The sequence below is a fragment of the Cypionkella sp. genome (assembly GCF_030652235.1).
In the GTDB taxonomy this organism is placed as follows: Bacteria; Pseudomonadota; Alphaproteobacteria; order Rhodobacterales; family Rhodobacteraceae; genus Cypionkella.
On sequence record NZ_JAUSBA010000008.1, the window covers coordinates 26,360 to 43,207 of the forward strand.

15 protein-coding genes and 1 pseudogene are annotated in these 16,848 nt (G+C 60.6%); 13 read left to right on the plus strand and 3 right to left on the minus strand.

Features of this window, described 5'->3' with window-relative positions; genetic code table 11:
• Nucleotides 1-12: 12 nt before the first annotated feature.
• A complete protein-coding gene (locus Q7V03_RS01715; protein ID WP_304923891.1) occupies nucleotides 13-1,197 on the minus strand; it encodes a M24 family metallopeptidase in 1,185 nt (394 codons plus the stop codon).
• Between the two features lie 185 nt (nucleotides 1,198-1,382).
• On the opposite strand from Q7V03_RS01715, the gene ehuB reads away from it, so the two are divergent.
• The 6 genes from ehuB to Q7V03_RS01745 all read left to right on the plus strand — a co-directional run bounded on the left by ehuB (nucleotide 1,383) and on the right by Q7V03_RS01745 (nucleotide 6,408).
• Complete coding sequence (gene ehuB / locus Q7V03_RS01720) at nucleotides 1,383-2,228, plus strand: ectoine/hydroxyectoine ABC transporter substrate-binding protein EhuB (protein WP_304923892.1); 846 nt, start codon at nucleotides 1,383-1,385, stop codon at nucleotides 2,226-2,228.
• Between the two features lie 66 nt (nucleotides 2,229-2,294).
• Nucleotides 2,295-2,954 carry an ectoine/hydroxyectoine ABC transporter permease subunit EhuC gene (gene ehuC / locus Q7V03_RS01725; protein WP_304923893.1) on the plus strand — a complete coding sequence of 220 codons (660 nt, stop codon included), beginning with the start codon at nucleotides 2,295-2,297 and terminating at the stop codon, nucleotides 2,952-2,954.
• The gene (ehuD, locus tag Q7V03_RS01730) at nucleotides 2,951-3,619 is read left to right on the plus strand and encodes an ectoine/hydroxyectoine ABC transporter permease subunit EhuD (protein ID WP_304923894.1); all 669 of its coding nucleotides are present in this window, start codon (nucleotides 2,951-2,953) and stop codon (nucleotides 3,617-3,619) included. The genes ehuC and ehuD overlap by 4 nt, the downstream gene beginning before the upstream one ends.
• A gap of 3 nt (nucleotides 3,620-3,622) precedes the next feature.
• Nucleotides 3,623-4,435 (plus strand): ectoine/hydroxyectoine ABC transporter ATP-binding protein EhuA, encoded by an 813-nt coding sequence (gene ehuA / locus Q7V03_RS01735; RefSeq protein WP_304923895.1) that lies wholly within the window; start codon nucleotides 3,623-3,625, stop codon nucleotides 4,433-4,435.
• Nucleotides 4,425-5,432, plus strand: a complete 1,008-nt coding sequence (gene eutB, locus Q7V03_RS01740) for a hydroxyectoine utilization dehydratase EutB (RefSeq protein ID WP_304923896.1) — start codon at nucleotides 4,425-4,427, stop codon at nucleotides 5,430-5,432. Before ehuA ends, eutB begins: the two co-directional genes overlap by 11 nt.
• A complete protein-coding gene (locus Q7V03_RS01745) occupies nucleotides 5,422-6,408 on the plus strand; it encodes a cyclodeaminase (protein WP_304923897.1) in 987 nt (328 codons plus the stop codon). The genes eutB and Q7V03_RS01745 overlap by 11 nt, the downstream gene beginning before the upstream one ends.
• Here the strand turns inward: Q7V03_RS01745 and Q7V03_RS01750 are convergent.
• A complete protein-coding gene (locus Q7V03_RS01750; RefSeq protein ID WP_304923898.1) occupies nucleotides 6,405-6,866 on the minus strand; it encodes an Lrp/AsnC family transcriptional regulator in 462 nt (153 codons plus the stop codon). The two genes, Q7V03_RS01745 and Q7V03_RS01750, sit on opposite strands and share 4 nt — an antisense overlap.
• 125 nt (nucleotides 6,867-6,991) lie before the next feature.
• Between Q7V03_RS01750 and Q7V03_RS01755 the strand changes: the two genes are divergently transcribed.
• The 3 genes from Q7V03_RS01755 (at nucleotide 6,992) to Q7V03_RS01765 (ending at nucleotide 10,816) form a co-directional block, all read left to right on the plus strand.
• Entirely contained in the window at nucleotides 6,992-8,395 is a 1,404-nt protein-coding gene (locus Q7V03_RS01755; protein ID WP_304923899.1) for an aminotransferase, read from the plus strand.
• Nucleotides 8,396-8,495: 100 nt separating this feature from the next.
• Nucleotides 8,496-9,905 (plus strand): aldehyde dehydrogenase family protein, encoded by a 1,410-nt coding sequence (locus Q7V03_RS01760; protein ID WP_304923900.1) that lies wholly within the window; start codon nucleotides 8,496-8,498, stop codon nucleotides 9,903-9,905.
• A 146-nt stretch (nucleotides 9,906-10,051) separates the two neighbouring features.
• Nucleotides 10,052-10,816: an ISL3 family transposase gene (locus tag Q7V03_RS01765; RefSeq protein ID WP_370651060.1), complete on the plus strand. Its 765-nt coding sequence runs from the start codon at nucleotides 10,052-10,054 to the stop codon at nucleotides 10,814-10,816.
• Here Q7V03_RS01765 and Q7V03_RS01770 read toward each other — a convergent pair.
• Nucleotides 10,804-12,155, minus strand: a protein-coding gene (locus Q7V03_RS01770) for an IS3 family transposase (RefSeq protein ID WP_304923901.1) whose coding sequence is annotated in 2 segments (ribosomal slippage) — nucleotides 10,804-11,819 and nucleotides 11,819-12,155 — 1,353 coding nt in all. Because the reading frame shifts where the segments join, the coding sequence is not laid out codon by codon here. The two genes, Q7V03_RS01765 and Q7V03_RS01770, sit on opposite strands and share 13 nt — an antisense overlap.
• Nucleotides 12,156-12,236: 81 nt before the next feature.
• On the opposite strand from Q7V03_RS01770, the pseudogene Q7V03_RS01775 reads away from it, so the two are divergent.
• The 4 genes and pseudogenes from Q7V03_RS01775 to Q7V03_RS01790 all read left to right on the plus strand — a co-directional run.
• Nucleotides 12,237-13,108, plus strand: a pseudogene (locus Q7V03_RS01775) (transposase); the annotation flags it as partial.
• A 308-nt stretch (nucleotides 13,109-13,416) separates the two neighbouring features.
• A complete protein-coding gene (locus Q7V03_RS01780) occupies nucleotides 13,417-15,045 on the plus strand; it encodes a Mu transposase C-terminal domain-containing protein (protein ID WP_155045809.1) in 1,629 nt (542 codons plus the stop codon).
• Nucleotides 15,023-15,880 carry a TniB family NTP-binding protein gene (locus tag Q7V03_RS01785; protein WP_230383148.1) on the plus strand — a complete coding sequence of 286 codons (858 nt, stop codon included), beginning with the start codon at nucleotides 15,023-15,025 and terminating at the stop codon, nucleotides 15,878-15,880. The genes Q7V03_RS01780 and Q7V03_RS01785 overlap by 23 nt, the downstream gene beginning before the upstream one ends.
• Nucleotides 15,877-16,815, plus strand: a complete 939-nt coding sequence (locus tag Q7V03_RS01790) for a TniQ family protein (protein WP_304923947.1) — start codon at nucleotides 15,877-15,879, stop codon at nucleotides 16,813-16,815. The genes Q7V03_RS01785 and Q7V03_RS01790 overlap by 4 nt, the downstream gene beginning before the upstream one ends.
• The last annotated feature ends 33 nt before the right edge of the window (nucleotides 16,816-16,848 follow it).

A 16,848-nucleotide genomic window follows, 5' to 3' on the forward strand; every position in this document is an offset into this window, starting at 1 on the left:
GTGATCCAAGGCTTACTCCTTGACAAACAGCTTGCGTTCCACCGCGCACAGCGCCTGCGCCGGGCCAGTTTCACCGATCAGAATGGTTTCGGTGGTCTCCAGACCCCAGCTATCCATCCACAAAGCGGGCATGAAATGGAACACCATGCCAGGCTCCAGCACCGTTTCATCCTCGGTCCGGATCGAGGCGGTGCGTTCGCCCCAATCGGGCGGGTATGACAGGCCGACCGGATAGCCCATGCGGCCCTCACGATGGATGCCGTATTTCTTCAGCACATCCATAAAGGCATTGGCGATGTCGCGTGTCTGGTTGCCTGCGCGGGCCGCCGCAAGGCCGGCTTCGATCCCTTCGATCTGCGCCTCTTCGGCGCGGCGCATTTCGGCGGGGGGCTGGCCCAGATAGACTGTGCGGCACAGCGGCGCGTGATAGCGCCGATAGCAGCCCGACAGTTCAAAGAACGTCGCCTCGCCCGCCTTCATCGGCGCGCCGTTCCAGGTGAGGTGTGCGGCAGTCGCGTCCATGCCCGAAGGGGTCAGCGGCACGATGGCGGGATAGTCGCCCCAATCCTCGCCCACACCGATCAGCCCGGCACGAGTGATCTCTGCCACCAACTCATTCTTGCGCAGGCCGGGGCGCGACAGTTCGATAGCCGTTCGCACGATCTTTTCCGAAATGGCTGCGGCCTTGCGGATAAAGACGATCTCCTCATCTGACTTGACCAGACGCTGCCAGTTCACCAGCGCTGTGGCATCGACCAGCGTTGCCTTGGGCAGTTCCGCACCCAGCACCGCATGCGCCTTGGCCGAGTAATAGTAGTTCTCCATCTCGACGCCGACGCGGGCCTGTTCCAGCCCAATCTCGCGCAGAATGCGGGCAAGGTCCTGCATCGGATGCCGAACGGTCGATTGCACATAGCTGTCGGCATAACCGTGGATTGAGTCTGGCGCGATCCAGCAGGTGCGCAGCGCCCCAAGGCTGTCCATATGGCGGCCCCACCAGCGCGGCTCTCCCTCCATCGTCAGGATGACGCCCTGGTGAACGTAAAAGGACCACCCGTCATAGCCCGTGAGCCAAGCCTGATTCGATGGGTCCGTAACAAAGATCGCCTCAAGACCCGCTTTCGCCATGGCGGCACGGGTTCGCGCGATTCGGCGGTCATATTCAGCTTGGCTGAAAGGGGCATTTCGCGGGGTCATGATTTCTCCCTGGGTTGCATGTTGTGCACAATCAATAAATCAGCATCGCAAGATTTTGCAAGAACCAATCGATAGAAGGGAAAAATTTGGGCAAAATAGCTTGACATGACCCGATTAGATCATGTGTTGTATACAACAGGCGGAGAAACAGATGAACAACCCACCGCCAAACAGGAGGTTCAGATATGAAGACGTCCACCTTGGCGACGACAACGATTGCCAGTCTTTTGCTTGGCGCATCGGCCTTTTCTGCTCTGGCAGGGCCGATCGAAGACCGAATCGCAGCGGGCGAAACCATCCGCATTGGTTTTGCCAACGAAATCCCCTTCGCCTATCCGGGCGAGGATGGCAGCCCTAAGGGTTTTGTGAACGCCGAGGTCATGGGTGTCTTGGCCAAGATGGGCTATTCCAAGATCGAGGCCGTCGAAACCGAATGGGGCGGGCTTATCCCCGGGCTGACGGCGGGCCAGTTCGATATCATCACCGGCGGGATGAACATTCTCAAGGCGCGCTGCGAGAACATCGCCTTTTCAGAGCCGATGGCCAGGATCGGCGATGGTTTCATCGTTCTGCCGGGTAACCCCAAGGGCATCCAGACCTACACCAACGTCAAGGATAATGGTGCCACGCTGGCGACCGGGGCGGGCTACTCCAATATCGAGGCGGCCAAGGCGGCGGGTGTGACCGAGGCTCAGATCATGATCGTCCCCGGCCCGACCGAGATCCTTGCTGCGGTCACGGCGGGCCGGGCCGATGCCGGGACCGGCACCTATCCGACAATGAAACAGCTGGCAGACAGCTCGGGCGGCGCGGTTGAGATCGCCGATCCCTCGGCCATGCCGGAGGACTCCTTCAACTGGGCCGGCGTGGGTTTCCGCAAGGAAGATCAGGACTTCCTTGACCGCTTTAACGCGGCGCAGAAAGACTATCTCGGCTCGGCCGAGATGATGGCGGCGGTCGCTGAATACGGTTACTCGGAAGCCATGCTGCCCGGCGACAAGACCACCGAATGGGTCTGCGCCAACCGCTAAGCCGCACCTTCGGGGGCTGGCATGGCCGGCCCTCGTTCTTCCGCCAATCCAAGGGGCAGACCGGCAATGTGGGATTTTCTGCAAACCTATGGCCCAAGGCTGTTTGATGGCGCGCTGGTCACCAGCGCCCAATTCGTCCTTGCCGCGCTTGTCGCCTGTGCCGCAGCCCTTGCTGCGGGTCTTGGTCGTCTGTCAGCCTTTTGGCCGGTCCGCGGCCTTGCCACTGTCTATATTGAAATCTTTCGCGGCACTTCGCTTCTGGTTCAACTGTATTGGATCTTTTTTGTCTTGCCTTTGTTCGGCGTAAGCCTGCCCAAGTTCGAGGCCGGTTTCCTGTCGGTCGGCTTGAATGTGGGTGCCTATGGCGCCGAAATCGTGCGCGGCGCCATTCAGGCCGTGCCCAAGGGACAGTGGGAGGCCAGCTATGCGCTCTCCATGTCTCCGGCCAAGCGGATGCGGCGGATCATCCTGCCGCAGGCTTTGGTCTTGATGTTGCCACCTTGGGGCAACCTGATGATCGAACTTCTCAAAGGCACCGCTTTGGTGGCCCTTATTTCGGTGCCCGACCTGATGTTCGTCGCCAAACAGATCAACGGCGCGACCTTCCGTTCGGCCGAGGCCTTCGGCGCGGCACTGCTGATCTATTACATTTTGGCCCGGTTTCTGATCACCCCCGCGATGCGCAGGCTGGAACGGGTCATGGCGCGGAGGCTGGGGCGGGCATGACCTTTGATTGGAAATGGGATTTTGCCCTTGAAATCCTGCCGCGCCTTTTGCGGGCAACCCTTAACACCCTGATGGCGGCGGGCGCAGGCTATGCCATCGCCATGGTGCTGGGTCTGGTTTTTGCGCTGGCCCTTCGCAGCCCATGGCACCTGCCGCGTGCAGTCTTGCGCGAGGTGCTGGAGTTCATCCGCTCGACACCCTTGGTCGTGCAAATATTCTTCATCTTCTATGTCGGCCCGCAGGTCGGCATCACGTTGTCGCCTTGGGTTGCCGGCATGACGGCCATCGGTCTGCACTATTCGGCCTATCTGGCCGAGGTCTATCGTGCCGGGATCGAGGCTGTGCCGCGTGGCCAATGGGAGGCCTGCCGTGCCCTGAACATGACCACCCGTGACAGCTATGTGCGCATCGTTCTGCCGCAAGCCCTGCCGCACGCCATTCCGGGGATGGGCAACTATCTGGTCGGCATCTTCAAGGACACGCCGATGCTGTCGGTTATTGGCGTGACCGAACTGATGCAGGCGGCCAATTCCATTGGCTCGGAAACCTACCGCTTTCTTGAACCCTACACGCTGGTTGGCGTGATCTTCCTTGCGCTGTCCTTGCCCACGGCTGGGCTTGTGCGCTTGGGTGAACGTCGGCTGCGCCGCAAACTGGGACTTTGAACCATGGATCTTTCTGCCTATCCGCTGGAACTGCCCAAGGGCGACTGCCCGATGGTGCGTTTCATGAACGTCACCAAAAGCTATGGCTCGCTGGTTGTGCTGGACAACCTCAACCTTGACATCCAGCGCGGCGAGATGGTGTCGGTCATCGGCCCCTCAGGGTCGGGCAAGACCACCGTCTTGCGCATGCTCATGACCTTGGAAACCATCAACGGCGGCGTCATCTATATTGATGGCAAACCCTTGACCCACATGGCGCGCGGTGGCCGTCTTGTCCCGGCTGACGAGGCGCATCTGCGCCGCATGCGGGCCTCGATCGGCATGTGTTTTCAGCATTTCAACCTTTTCCCGCACATGACAGCGCTGCAAAACTGCATGGAGGGGCCGGTGCAGGTGCTGGGCCTATCCAAGGCAGAAGCGCGGGCGCGCGCCGAAGAATTGCTGGCGATGGTCGGCATGATCGAAAAGAAGGATCAGCACCCCTCGCGCCTGTCAGGTGGCCAGCAGCAGCGCGTGGCGATTGCCCGCGCGCTGGCCATGCGGCCCCGCATCATGCTGTTTGACGAGGTGACCTCGGCGCTTGACCCCGAAGTGATCGGCGAGGTGACCGAAGTCATCCGCAAGCTGGTGGCAGAACATGACCTGACCATGCTGATGGTGACGCATCAGATGGGCTTTGCCCGCGACATTTCGGATCGCATCTGCTTTTTCTACAAAGGCAAGATCGAAGAACAGGCCGCGCCGGAGCAGTTCTTTACCAATCCGCAGAAAGAGCGGACGCAGCAATTCCTGCGGGCGGTGAAGGATGCCGACTGACCGACTGACGCTTGCCGATGTGCTGGCAGCGGCCGCAGCTATCCGCGGACAGGCCGATGGCACGCCGTTGGTCCCATCACAAATCCCCGGTCTTGGGCAGGAAATGCTGCTCAAGCTGGAAACCACGCAACCGATGGGCGCCTTCAAGCTGCGCGGTGCGTTGAATGCGCTTGCAGCCTTGCCGCCCGACGCACCGGGTGTGGTCTGCTGCTCCACTGGCAACCATGGCCGCGCCATTGCCTATGCAGCGCGCCAGCGCGGGATGCGGGCGGTGGTCTGCATGTCGGCCCTGGTCCCCGAGGCAAAGGTTGTCGGAATTCGCGCCCTTGGTGCCGAGGTGCGGATCATTGGCCGCTCACAAGATGACGCGGCCGAAGAAAGCCTGCGCCTTGTTGTGGCCGAGGGACTTGTGGAAATTCCCCCCTTTGACGATGCGCGAGTGATCGCCGGGCAAGGCACTGTCGGGCTGGAAATCATGGCGGCCCGTCCTGATCTGACGACCCTGCTGGTGCCACTGTCGGGTGGCGGACTTGCCGCCGGGGTGGCACTGGCCGCCAAGACGATTAAACCCGATCTGCGCATTATTGGGGTTTCCATGGACCGCGGCGCGGCGATGCAGGCTTCACTGGCGGCGGGGCATCCGGTGGCGGTGACCGAATACCCATCACTCGCTGACAGTCTGGGCGGCGGGATAGGGCTGGAAAACCGGCATACCTTTGCCATCTGCCGCGACCTGCTGGACGAGGTCGTGTTGGTCTCTGAGGCGGCCATCCGCGACGCAATGCAGGCGCTGTTCACTCACGACCGGATGGTGGCCGAAGGTGGAGCGGTCGTCGGCTTGGCCGCAGTGTTGACCGGGGCGGTCGCATTAACCGGACCCAGCGCAACCATTCTGACCGGCCGCAATACCGACATGGCGACCTTTGCCGATATCGTTGCGGGGCGTGACCTGAACATTGGCGACATTTTCCTGAAAGGCAGACAGCATGGCGCATGACATCCAGATCGTCACCGAAGCAAACCTGCGCCGCCTAGTCTCGTTGGACCTGACCACGGTGGACGTGATCGAGGCCGCCTTTGCCGCACTGGCAACGGGCGGTGTGGTCATGCCGCCGATCCTGTCGATGGGCCTGCCCGCCGCCCATGGCGAAGTGGATGTCAAAACCGCCTATATTCCCGGCTTTGATGGCTTTGCAATCAAGGTCAGCCCCGGCTTTTTCAACAATCCCCAGCTTGGCCTGCCCAGTCTGAACGGGTTGATGATCTTGTTCTCGGCCAAAACCGGACTGGTGCAATCGTTGTTTCTGGACAACGGTTATCTGACCGATATCCGCACCGCCGCTGCAGGCGCGGTGGCAGCCCGGCATCTGGCCCCCGAAACCGTCGAGACAGCAGGCGTGATAGGCACAGGGGTGCAGGCACGGTTGCAAATGCGGGCCGCCCATCTGGTGCGGCCGTTCAAGTGTCTTTTGGTCCATGGCCGGGATATGGACAAGGCGCGGGCCTGCGCCGAAGAACTCGCCGGCCTAATGGGGATTGAGGCACAGGCCGTGGAAAGCGCCGAAACGCTTGTGCGCAGCAGTCAGCTTGTGGTGACCACGACGCCGTCCCGCCAAGCCTTGATCCGGGCCGAATGGTTGCACCCAGGGCTCCACATCACTGCCATGGGGTCAGACCAAAGTGGCAAATCCGAGATCGACCCAAAGGCACTGATCGCCGCTGATGCCTATATCTGCGACCGGGTCAGCCAATGCGAAGTCTCGGGCGAGTTGGAGGCGGCCCTTGCCGCAGGGATCTGGACAAAGGGCCGTCCGGCAGAACTGGGCGAGGTTATCATCGGGCAAAAACCCGGGCGCCAGCGGACGCAGGACGTGACGATCTGCGACCTGACCGGCACCGGGGTGCAGGATACTGCCATCGCCACCCATGTCCGTGCCCGCTTTCCGAAGGCCGGGACGGTCTTGCAGGCTTAACCGATCGGCAAGGCAAAGCCCGCCTTCACCCGGTCAATCACGACCATGGTCTTGAAGCCCCGGATATCGGGGTTGCCATAGAAGAACCGCCGGGTGAATTGCTCGAAATCCTCCATGTCATGCGCGGTCACTACTAGCACGAAATCGGCGTCGCCGGTGACGTAATAGCCCGTCATGATTTCCGGCGTGGCGCGGATTGCCGCCTTGAAGCGGTCGATGATATCGGCCCGCTCGCGCTCCAGCGTGACATGCACCAACGTCGTCAACTCGCGCCCCACCGCCTTGGGCGAGACGATGGCAAGATCCGCCTCGATCACCTTGTCGGCGCGCAGCCGCTTCATCCGGCGCTGACAGGCGGTCGGCGACAGGCCGACCATCTCGCCCAGCGTCTCGCCGGAATGGCGGTTGTTTTCCTGCAAGGCGCGGAGAATCCGCAGATCGATCGCATCGAGGGTCACGTGCAGCTTTCCTGTGCCATTTTCACGCACTTTGCAGGATTCCTGCGTAGAATGCCAGAACTATGCCGCAAACCGCAGGCGGCTGGCGGTATTCTTTCTACCAACCCATGCCACAGGAGCAGCAGATGGATCACAGCCTTTCCCAGATCGCCGAGATGGACCGCGCCAGCGTGCTGCACCCCTTCACGCAGGCGAAAGACTATGCCAGCGGCAAGGCGGGCGATCCTACCATCATCACCGGCGGCAAGGGCATTCGCATTCAGGATGCCAAGGGCAACAGCTATATCGACGGTTTTGCCGGGCTTTATTGCGTCAACGTCGGCTATGGCCGCGACGAAGTGGCCGACGCCATTTCGAAACAGGCGCATCAGCTAGCCTATTACCATTCCTACGCCGCGCATACGACGGATCAACTTGCCATCCTGTCCGACCGCCTTGTGCGCATGGCACCGGGCAAGATGAGCAAGGTTTTCTATGGCATGTCCGGTTCTGACGCCAACGAAACGCAGGCAAAACTTGTATGGTATTACAACAACCTGCGCGGCATGCCGGCCAAGAAAAAGATCATCTCGCGCGATCGTGGCTATCACGGCTGTTCGGTGGTTTCCGGATCAATGACCGGGATGAGCTTTTATCACGACCACATGGACCTGCCGATGGGCCTGATCCGCCACACCGGCGCGCCGCATCACTATTGGGGTTCGGAACCGGGCGAGAGCGAAGAGCAGTTCTCGGCCCGCCGCGCAACCGAGCTTGAGGCCATGATCCTGCGCGAAGGACCGGACACCGTTGGCGCCTTCATCGCCGAACCGGTTCTGGGCACAGGCGGCATCACCCCGCCGCCCACAGGCTATTGGGCCGCCATTCAGGCTGTGCTGCGCAAGTATGACGTGCTGTTGATTGCTGACGAGGTGATTACAGGTTTTGGCCGCACCGGCGCGCTGTTCGGCTGCGACAAATACGACATAGAGCCTGACCTGATCACCGTCGCCAAGGGCCTGACCTCGGCCTATGTGCCGCTTTCGGCGGCCATTATCGGTGAAAAGGTCTCTAAGGTGATCGAAGACGGGGCGGACCGTGTTGGAGCCTTCAGCCATGGCTATACCTATTCCGGCCACCCAATCGGGGTCGCATGTGCAAACGCGGTGCTGGATATCGTCGAGCGCGAGGATCTGCCGGGAAATGCCCGCACGACCGGCGCCTATTTTCAAGAGCGTTTGCTCCAAGTTTTTGCGCAGATGCCCATCGTTGGCGAAGTGCGCGGCGTCGGATTGATGGCGGCGCTTGAATTCGTGGCAAACCGCGACAAGAAGGAGCGGTTTGACCCGGCCTTGAAAGTTGGCGCCAAAGTGTCGGCTGCCGCCCGGTCGCGCGGCCTGATTGCCCGCGCCATGCCGCATGGCGACATTCTGGGTTTCGCCCCGCCCTTGGTCACGACCCGCGAGGAGGTGGACGCCATTGTGGACATCGCCGAAGCCGCCGTGCGCGAGGTTATGGACCAGTTGACTCGCGCAAAGGCCGTGGCCTGACCGCGCACCCCCGACGCGCTGCATCACCAAAGGGCGCAGTTTCGCCAGATCGCCGGTCCCGCCGCCGCTGGACCGCTTTGACTTGCCAAGGACAGAACCGATGATCGCATTGAAAAGCACACAGCAGGCCGAAGCCGCCACCTTTCCGGTGATGAACCCCTTCGACGGGTCGGTCACGGGACAGGTGCCCGTGACGCCTCCGCAAGACCTGCCGCAGATCTTGGCCCGGGCTGCCCAGGGGCAGACTGTTGCCCGTGCGATGCCGCGCCATTGTCGCGCGCAGATCCTTGAAACGGCGGCGGCGCTTGTCGGGGCGCGGGCGGAACGCTTTGCGCAGCAGATCACCGCGGAGGCTGGCAAGACCATTCGTCAGGCCCGAAAAGAGGTCACGCGCTGCATCAACACGCTGAAGCTGTCAGCCGAAGAGGCAAAGCGTGGTGCAGGCGAAGTCATTCCCTTCGACGCCTATGCCGGTTCGGAAAACCGGATCGGCTGGTTCACGCGCGAACCCTTGGGGATCATCCTGGCCATCACCCCGTTCAACGATCCGCTCAATCTGGTGGCGCACAAGCTTGGCCCGGCCATCGCCGGGGGGAATGCCGTGATTCTGAAACCTTCGGAACTTGCACCGCTGTCCGCCCTGGCCCTTGTGGAGGTGCTGATCGAAGCCGGGCTGCCAACCGAGGTCGTGACGCCGGTCGTCGGTGGTCCCGACCTTGGCAAGGCGCTGGTTGCGGCGCGACCGATCCGCATGATCTCGTTCACCGGCGGCTTCGGAACCGGCGAAGCGATCTCGCGCCTGGCGGGGCTGAAGAAGCTTGCCATGGACCTTGGCGGCAATGCGCCCGTCATCGTCATGGCCGACGCGGCGCTGGACCAGGCGGGCGAGGCCTGCGTCTCGGGGGCATTCTGGGCGGCTGGGCAGAACTGCATCGGCACCCAGCGGATCCTGATCGAGCGTCCGGTCTATGACGCCTTCCGCGCGGCCTTTGTCGCGCGCACCTGCTCCTTGCGCACCGGCAACCCGCTGGACGAGGCGACCGATGTCGGCCCGATGATCACCGAAGCGGCGGCCGAGCGTGCCGAAATGCTTGTCACCCGGGCGCTGAAGGCGGGGGCGCGGCTGTTGGCCGGCCATCTGCGCGCAGGCGCGGTGTACCACCCCACGGTCTTGGAAGCCGTCCCGCATGACGCCGCGCTCTGGTGTGAAGAGGCCTTTGCCCCGGTGGTGACGCTGGAACCGTTCGACAGTTTCGGCCAGGCCATTGATTTGGCCAATGCGGTCGATTTCAGCCTGCATGCCGGGATCTTCACCTCGCGGCTTGACCTTGCGCTGGAAGCCTCCAGCCGCATCGAGGCTGGCGGGGTGATGGTGAACGATTCCTCGGACTACCGCTTTGACGCCATGCCTTTTGGCGGGTTCAAGTATGGCAGTCTTGGCCGCGAAGGCGTGCGCTTTGCTTACGAGGAGATGACGCAAGCAAAGGTCGTCTGCATCAACCGTCAGTAAACAGGGTCATCCTCAATTTGTGTGTCACGGTCTGACCGAGCTTCTCAGATTGAAGGGATCATGTCGTGGCATCGAAGAAGCATTGGGCTCCCACCAGCAGCGTGCTGGTGGGTGAAGTCCGCCAGACTGAGACGGATGCGTGGGTCGTGTCTGGCAGGCTGGCTCCGAATGGCATTTGCCCTGAGTGCGGGGCGCTCTCAAGACAACGACATGGTTGGAGGCGCCGGCGGATCGAGGACTTTCCCGCTCAGGGCCAAGCGGTTTGGATCGAGCTCAGGGTTTGCCGATGGCGATGTTTGAACTCGGATTGCTACCGCCGCACTTTCTCCGATTGCAAGGCGGAAGTGGCGCCCCCTTATGCGCGTCGGACGTCTCGACAGGCGCAGCTTCTGGGCCATATGGCGCACGCCGCTGGCGGCACCCCAGCTGAACGGCTCTTGCGGCGACTGGGTATCCGGGTCAGTGACGATCCTATCCTCCGACAACTGCTACGCGCAGCTCAAGTTGTTCAACCACGCGCGCGGATCATCGGGATCGATGATTGGAGTTGGCGAAAGTCGCAGAACTACGGGACGATCATCATCGACCTCGAGCGTCGCGTCGTCATCGATGTTCTCGAAGATCGTGATGTTGTCACGTGCACCGACTGGCTAAGGCGTCATCCTGAGGTGGAAGTCATAAGCCGAGATCGCTGCGGTCTCTACGCCCAAGCCGCTAGACAAGGCGCGCCGCAGGCGGAACAGGTCGCCGACCGGTTTCATATCGTGCAGAACCTTCGCATGGCAATCGAGGAGCAAATGAACCTGCACGGTCGCGCAACTGGCAGTGTCCGTCGTCGAATGATTTGGAACAAGCGGCCTAATCTTGGAGCAAGAGGTTCGGGCTCATCGGGTTCAGGCTATGCTGCTTGACGCTGATGGTTCAAGCGGCGGTTTTGGATGGTCTGCTGTTTAATGCGTCTCCTTTCGGCCAGGATGGTTTCGCCGCGACCAAAGTAGACGTCGGCCGGGGTCAGGTTGCTGATGCTTTCGTGATAGCGGTTGTTGTTGTAGTGATCGATGAAGACGGCGATGGCTGCTTCGAGTTCGCCCTCGAGGAAGTAGTTTTCCAGCAAGATGCGGTTCTTCAGGGTCTGGTGCCAGCGTTCGATCTTGCCTTGGGTCTGGGGGTGCATTGGCGCGCCGCGAACGTGCTTGATGCCTTTGTCTTCGAGGTATTCCGCCAGATCGCCAGCGATATAGGATGAGCCATTGTCGCTAAGCAGGCGGGGTTTGTGCAGAACCTTGGCGCTGTCGCAGCCTGACGCTGCCAGGGCGATGTCGAGAGTGTCGGTGACATCCTCGGCCCGCATGTTGCCGCAGAGCTTCCAGCCGATGACGTAGCGCGAGAAGTCATCAAGGATCGTAGACAGGTAAAACCAGCCCCAGCCGATGACCTTGAGGTAGGTGAAGTCGGTTTGCCACATCTGGTTTGGCGCAGTGGTCTTATCCTTGAACTCATCCGCAGCCTTGATGACGATGTAAGCCGGGCTGGTGATGAGGTCATGGGATTTGAGCAGGCGATAGACTGAAGCCTCTGACACAAAATACTTTTCTGTGTCCGTGAATGTCACCGCCAATTCGCGCGGCGACAGCTCCGGCTTTTCCAGCGCCAGGGTCACGATCTGACCCCGCACTGCTTCGGGGATGCGGTTCCAGACCCGGGAAGGAGAGGAGGGACGATCTTCCAACCCCTCGGGGCCCTGTTCGACAAAGCGGTCATACCAGCGATAAAACGTTGTTGGCGGAATGCCGATCTTGGTCAAGGTGCGCCGCACTGGCAGATGCGATTGCTCCACCAGCCGGATGATTTCGAGCTTCTCAGCTGCAGGATACCTCATTCTTGGTCTCCCCCAGCCCCGCTCATGTTTTTTTTGAGCAGACGGTTCTCGAGGCTGAGGTCGGCCACCAGTTCCTTCAGCGCCAATGCCTCAGCGCGCAGGTCTTTGACTTCGCCGGTGTTAGCCTGGCGGGCTGTATCACCGGCCAAACGCTTCTTGCCAGCCTCGAGGAACTCCTTGGACCAGCTGTAGTAGAGGCTTTGGGCAATGCCCTCCTTGCGGCACAGTTCGGCAATGCTGTCCTCGCCACGAAGGCCCGACAACACGATCCGGATCTTCTCCTCCGAAGAATGCAGTTTGCGCGTCGCGCGGCGGATATCCTTCACAACCTGCTCGGCAGGTGCTTTCATCGTCACGGGTTTCTTCATCATCTTCAACTCCAACTGGGATAAAGATGAGCCACAAACCCTCCGCTACGCAATCACGCCAAACTGTTCCATGGGCGCTGATGGCGGACAACTGGCAGGGCGTTGCTCTCCGACATAGACAACATCAGCACGGCCAGTAACCTTCTGAAATCACGTCTTGCGCACCGCAAGTCGCGCGAGGAGATATACGAGACAATTCTGGCACTTCGGCAGCAAGGGCTGACGTGCAGCGAGATTGGGCGGCGAACGGGGTTTCCCCGTCGTAGTGTCGCGAAATGGCTGCAGTTCGAGACGCCTCCGGACCGAAGGCGCGCCGTCCTAAAACGCTCGTCCGCATGGTATTTTGAAGAGTACCTGAAGCAAAGCTGGGCAAACGGCATTCGCAGCGGAAATGCACTGTTCTCCCTGATCCAAGAACGCGGATACGAGGGCAGCCTGTCAAATTTGCAGAGGCTCTTGGCCGGATGGCGCAGAGCCGAAAAACAGGAACAGGGGGGTCCCATCGGGGAGCAGCAATTCCTTGAACCGATCCGCGACCCGGAAACGGGGCACGCGATATCCCCGGTCATCGCGGCGGCGCTCTGCATCAAACCAAGAGGAAAACTCACCTCCGATCAGGCAAGAAGAGTCGCAGCTCTCAAGGAAGGCTCGCCTGCCTTCACAACAATGCGGCGCCTCGCCATGCGTTTCAATGGCATCTTGCGTGGTCGAAAATCAGACCCGCTGCCCGCCTGGATCGACGATGCGATCGAAACGGACCTAGCGCCCATTGTGCGGTTCGCCCGCACCTTAAACAGAGACATTGATGCGGTCAGGAATGCGATCGAAATGGAGTGGAGCAATGGTCAAGCCGAAGGCCAGATCAACCGATTGAAGACCTTGAAGCGCGCGATGTATGGGCGAGCCGGCCCGAACTTGCTCAGGCCCGAATGCTTCCTCTGCACCACACAAATTGAGGATGACCCTTTAAAGGCGAGATGACGAGTTCAACAAAATCAATGGGTCTGTTTGGGACCGTTCAACTACCTGGGGTGCATTTCTGGCCGTACCGCGCTCTACTCGCTGCCAGTCTTGGCAGAGGAGAGGAAGGATGCTGTCACCGTATCCTAATTAATCAGAATCTGGTCTGAAATTTTGTAACAATATCAACAGTGACCTGTATTCTTAATTTTCATATTGTATCGTTAATTACAATACTGTACCTTTTATTGCCGTAAGGTCGGAACTGTGGATAAGTGTCGACCTATTGAGGCGAGGGATTTACGTGGTCAACGAGCTTTCTGCGAAACATCGTGCAGCGGTTCTTCGTCCGATCCTGGAACTTGAGAAGAAGGGCGAGCCAATCAGCGCGGCTATCGGAGATGCCGCTTGGGAACTGGGCTTGGCAAAAAGCCACACATGGTCGCTCTACCGGCGTCTGAGAGAGAACGATGCGCGCGCTGCGGCGCTGGAATTGGGTCCCCGCGGGCCGAAACCGGGGTCGAAACGGATCGCGCAAGGGGTCGAAGACCTCATCGATGAAAGCCTGCGCAGGTATTATCTGGTCCGCGAACGGTCGAGCTTTTTACGAATCTGGCGGGAGATCCGCGCGGAATGCGAGGCGAAGGGGTTCCAGCCGCCGACCCGGAAGACGGTGAAAGCCCGGCTCGACGCGATGGATCAGCGAAAGGTTCTCCGTAAAAGGCACGGGACAGAGGAAGCTGACAAGGTCTTTGCCGCGCGTCCTGGCCGCCTTGAAGTTTCGGCCCCGCTGGAAGTCGTTCAGATCGATCATACAACTTCGGACATCACGTTGGTAGATCACGTCAATCGACGGCCGCTTGCGCGCCCCTATCTGACGGTAGCCATCGATGTCGCGACCCGAATCGTTCTCGGGGTCTATGTCACTTTCGATGAGCCATCTGTCTTGTCGATCGCACTATGTCTCGATCACTGCGTGCGTCGGAAATCGGTGCACCTCCCAGAAACACTGGAAGAGGTGGTTTGGCCGACGGCCGGCATCCCGAAGGCGATCCACGTCGACAATGCGCAGGAGTTCCACAGCGACGCCTTCAGAATGGCCTGTGAAGATTGGGGCGTTGCTGTCGAGTATCGTCCGCTTGGCGGCAAACACTACGGCGGCCATGTCGAACGGCTGATCGGAACGACTATGGGGGCCGTTCATGTGCTGCCCGGGACTACGCAGTCCTCAATCGTCGAGAAGGGCGACTATGACAGTGAGAAGCATGCGGCCTTGACCCTGGCCGAGTTCGAGGATTGGCTTCATCTGGAAATCTGCCGCTACCACAATACGGTTCACGAAGCCCTCGGCCGAACGCCGCTGGCTGCCTGGGCTGACTTGGGCGGGGATACTGCGGGGCGGCAGGTCGTCGACGTCGAAGCCTTTCGGACGAGCTTCTTGCCCTTCGAGTGGCGCCAGCTCGGGCGCACCGGGGTCACGCTCTTCGGGGTGCACTACTGGAGCGATGTCTTTGCGTCGTTGGTGGGACGCAGGCAGGGCAAGCTACAGGTGAAATACGATCCGCGAGACTTGTCGCAGATCTGGGTCATCACCGATGATGGCCGCGTGATCTCGGCGCGCTACCGGGATCTCAGCCACCCGCGGATATCGCTTTGGGAAAGTCGGCGGGTGCGGAAAGAGTGGCAGGATAAACATGGTGGCCGGATCAACGAGCGGGTCCTATTCCAATTGATTGACGCGCAGCGGCGGCTGGCTGAGGCGGCGCGCCAAAAGACGCGGACTGCCCGGTTGGAAAACGAAAGAGGTGCTCGGCTTCCCCGGCACCAACCGCGCCGCGATCCGTCGCGCGAAATGTTCGCGATTGATACAGGCAACCCTGATCTCCCAACCTATGAGATTGATGAGTTTAATGACCCCAGAAGAAAGAACTGACCGTATCCGCGGCGATCATTGGATCGCGTTTGACCGTGCCACGATCGTTCTCAACCGATTGACATCCTTGATGGAAATGCCGCAGCAAAGCCGGATGCCGGGGCTGATGGTCTATGGAAGCTCTGGTATCGGCAAGACTATGATCGCCAAGCGTATCGCGAGCAAATATCCAACACAGTACAACGCCGAACTGGGCGCCACGAAGACACCCATCCTTTTGGTTCAGGCCCCGCCTGCGCCGGACGAGCGCCGGTTCTATCAGCACATCCTGGCGACGATCGGGGCGCCGATGTGGGGCCGGCATACCGTGTCCGAGCTCGAGGTGCGCGCGCTCAGTCATCTTCGGGATATGGACCTTAGGATGTTGATGATCGACGAGGTGCACAATCTGCTTGCTGGCAGCTACCGGGAGCAACGCCGCTTCCTGAACATGCTCCGGTTCCTCGCCAATGATCTGTGCGCATCACTTGTCGTTTTTGGCGTGAACGAGGCCCTTGAGGCCGTTCGAGGAGACGACCAATTGGCCCGACGTCTGGATGAACACTACTTGCCGCTCTGGGAAGACGACGTGGAGTTCTCCCGCCTCATCCAGACACTGATCGCGGCAATGGCGCTTGAGCAACGCTCAGGCCTTACGGTGGCGTCGCTTCGGACGATCCTGAAAGTGACTGGCGGCGTCACCTCGCGCGTGTTCATCATGATCAAGTCCCTGGCTATCGATGCGATCGAGACCGGAGAAGAGCGGATCACGGACGAAGCGGTTCAGGCTTGGCAACCGGTTTGGACGAAGCACGCGTGGAACATCCCTCGCCAGCCCGCCGCTGCATTCGGGTGACCCCCCCCGGACCGCTACCGTTTCGACCGCCACCTGCACGCGATGAGCTTCTGTCCAGCTGGATCGGGCGATTGGCGAGGGCCAATCACTGCTCCGCTGAAGAACTTTGCGGCTATCTCGGATTGGGGCAGGGCAGGGTGCTGGAGCGTATCAACAATCTCGGACAGGTGGACTGGGCCCGCCTCTGCTCGGCAGTTCAACGGACCCAGCATGAGATTGCCGCCATGACCCTTCCGGATACGGTGCATCATGCCGTGCGATACCTGTCGCGGCATGACTTCCAGCATTGTCCGGGGTGCGCGGAGCAAACGCCCGGTCTCGCTCTTCGTCATTGGCGCTTCGCGTGGTCGCTGACCTGCGAGACCTGTGGTCAGTCCCTCGCGGCGAAATATCCGGCCGGGGCTGTATCAGACCGGCTACTTGCGCGCGCTGCACGTGGCGCGCAGGTCCTAGAAACGGCTGTGGCGAACAACGATCTCAGGCGGCTGCGCCGGATGGATCTGACCCTGCATGTCGTATCGATGCTGGACGTCTGCCGCTCAGCTTCCGTTATCTCCGCAAATGAGCGCGAAAGATTGATAGCGCTCACCGCGGTCGACGTCGGCATGACCCGTCCCTTGTTGGGTGCCGCCATCATCCTGAGAGGAAACGAACGTGCGGTTCGGGGGTTGCGCCGTGCCTTTCCGCAGCATGGTCGGGTGTTTGAACGGATACGAGCATTGACGCATTACCTCGACCAGCGGCTTCCGGGGCGATGGGAAACAGAGCATCCGACCGGGCAGAAAACAAATGGAACGAGCCGCCCAAGTGCATCCGAGAGCGCTCTGCAGGCAGCTCGTCAGGCCATCTCCGAACTTGGATCCGAGGCAGATCGTCAAGCGCTTCTGGCGCGGGCCGATGCAATCTGGAAGCGCTCAAGCGGCATCGAGCACTGAAGCGTGTTGCCTGTGGATGTATTGTAATTAAGG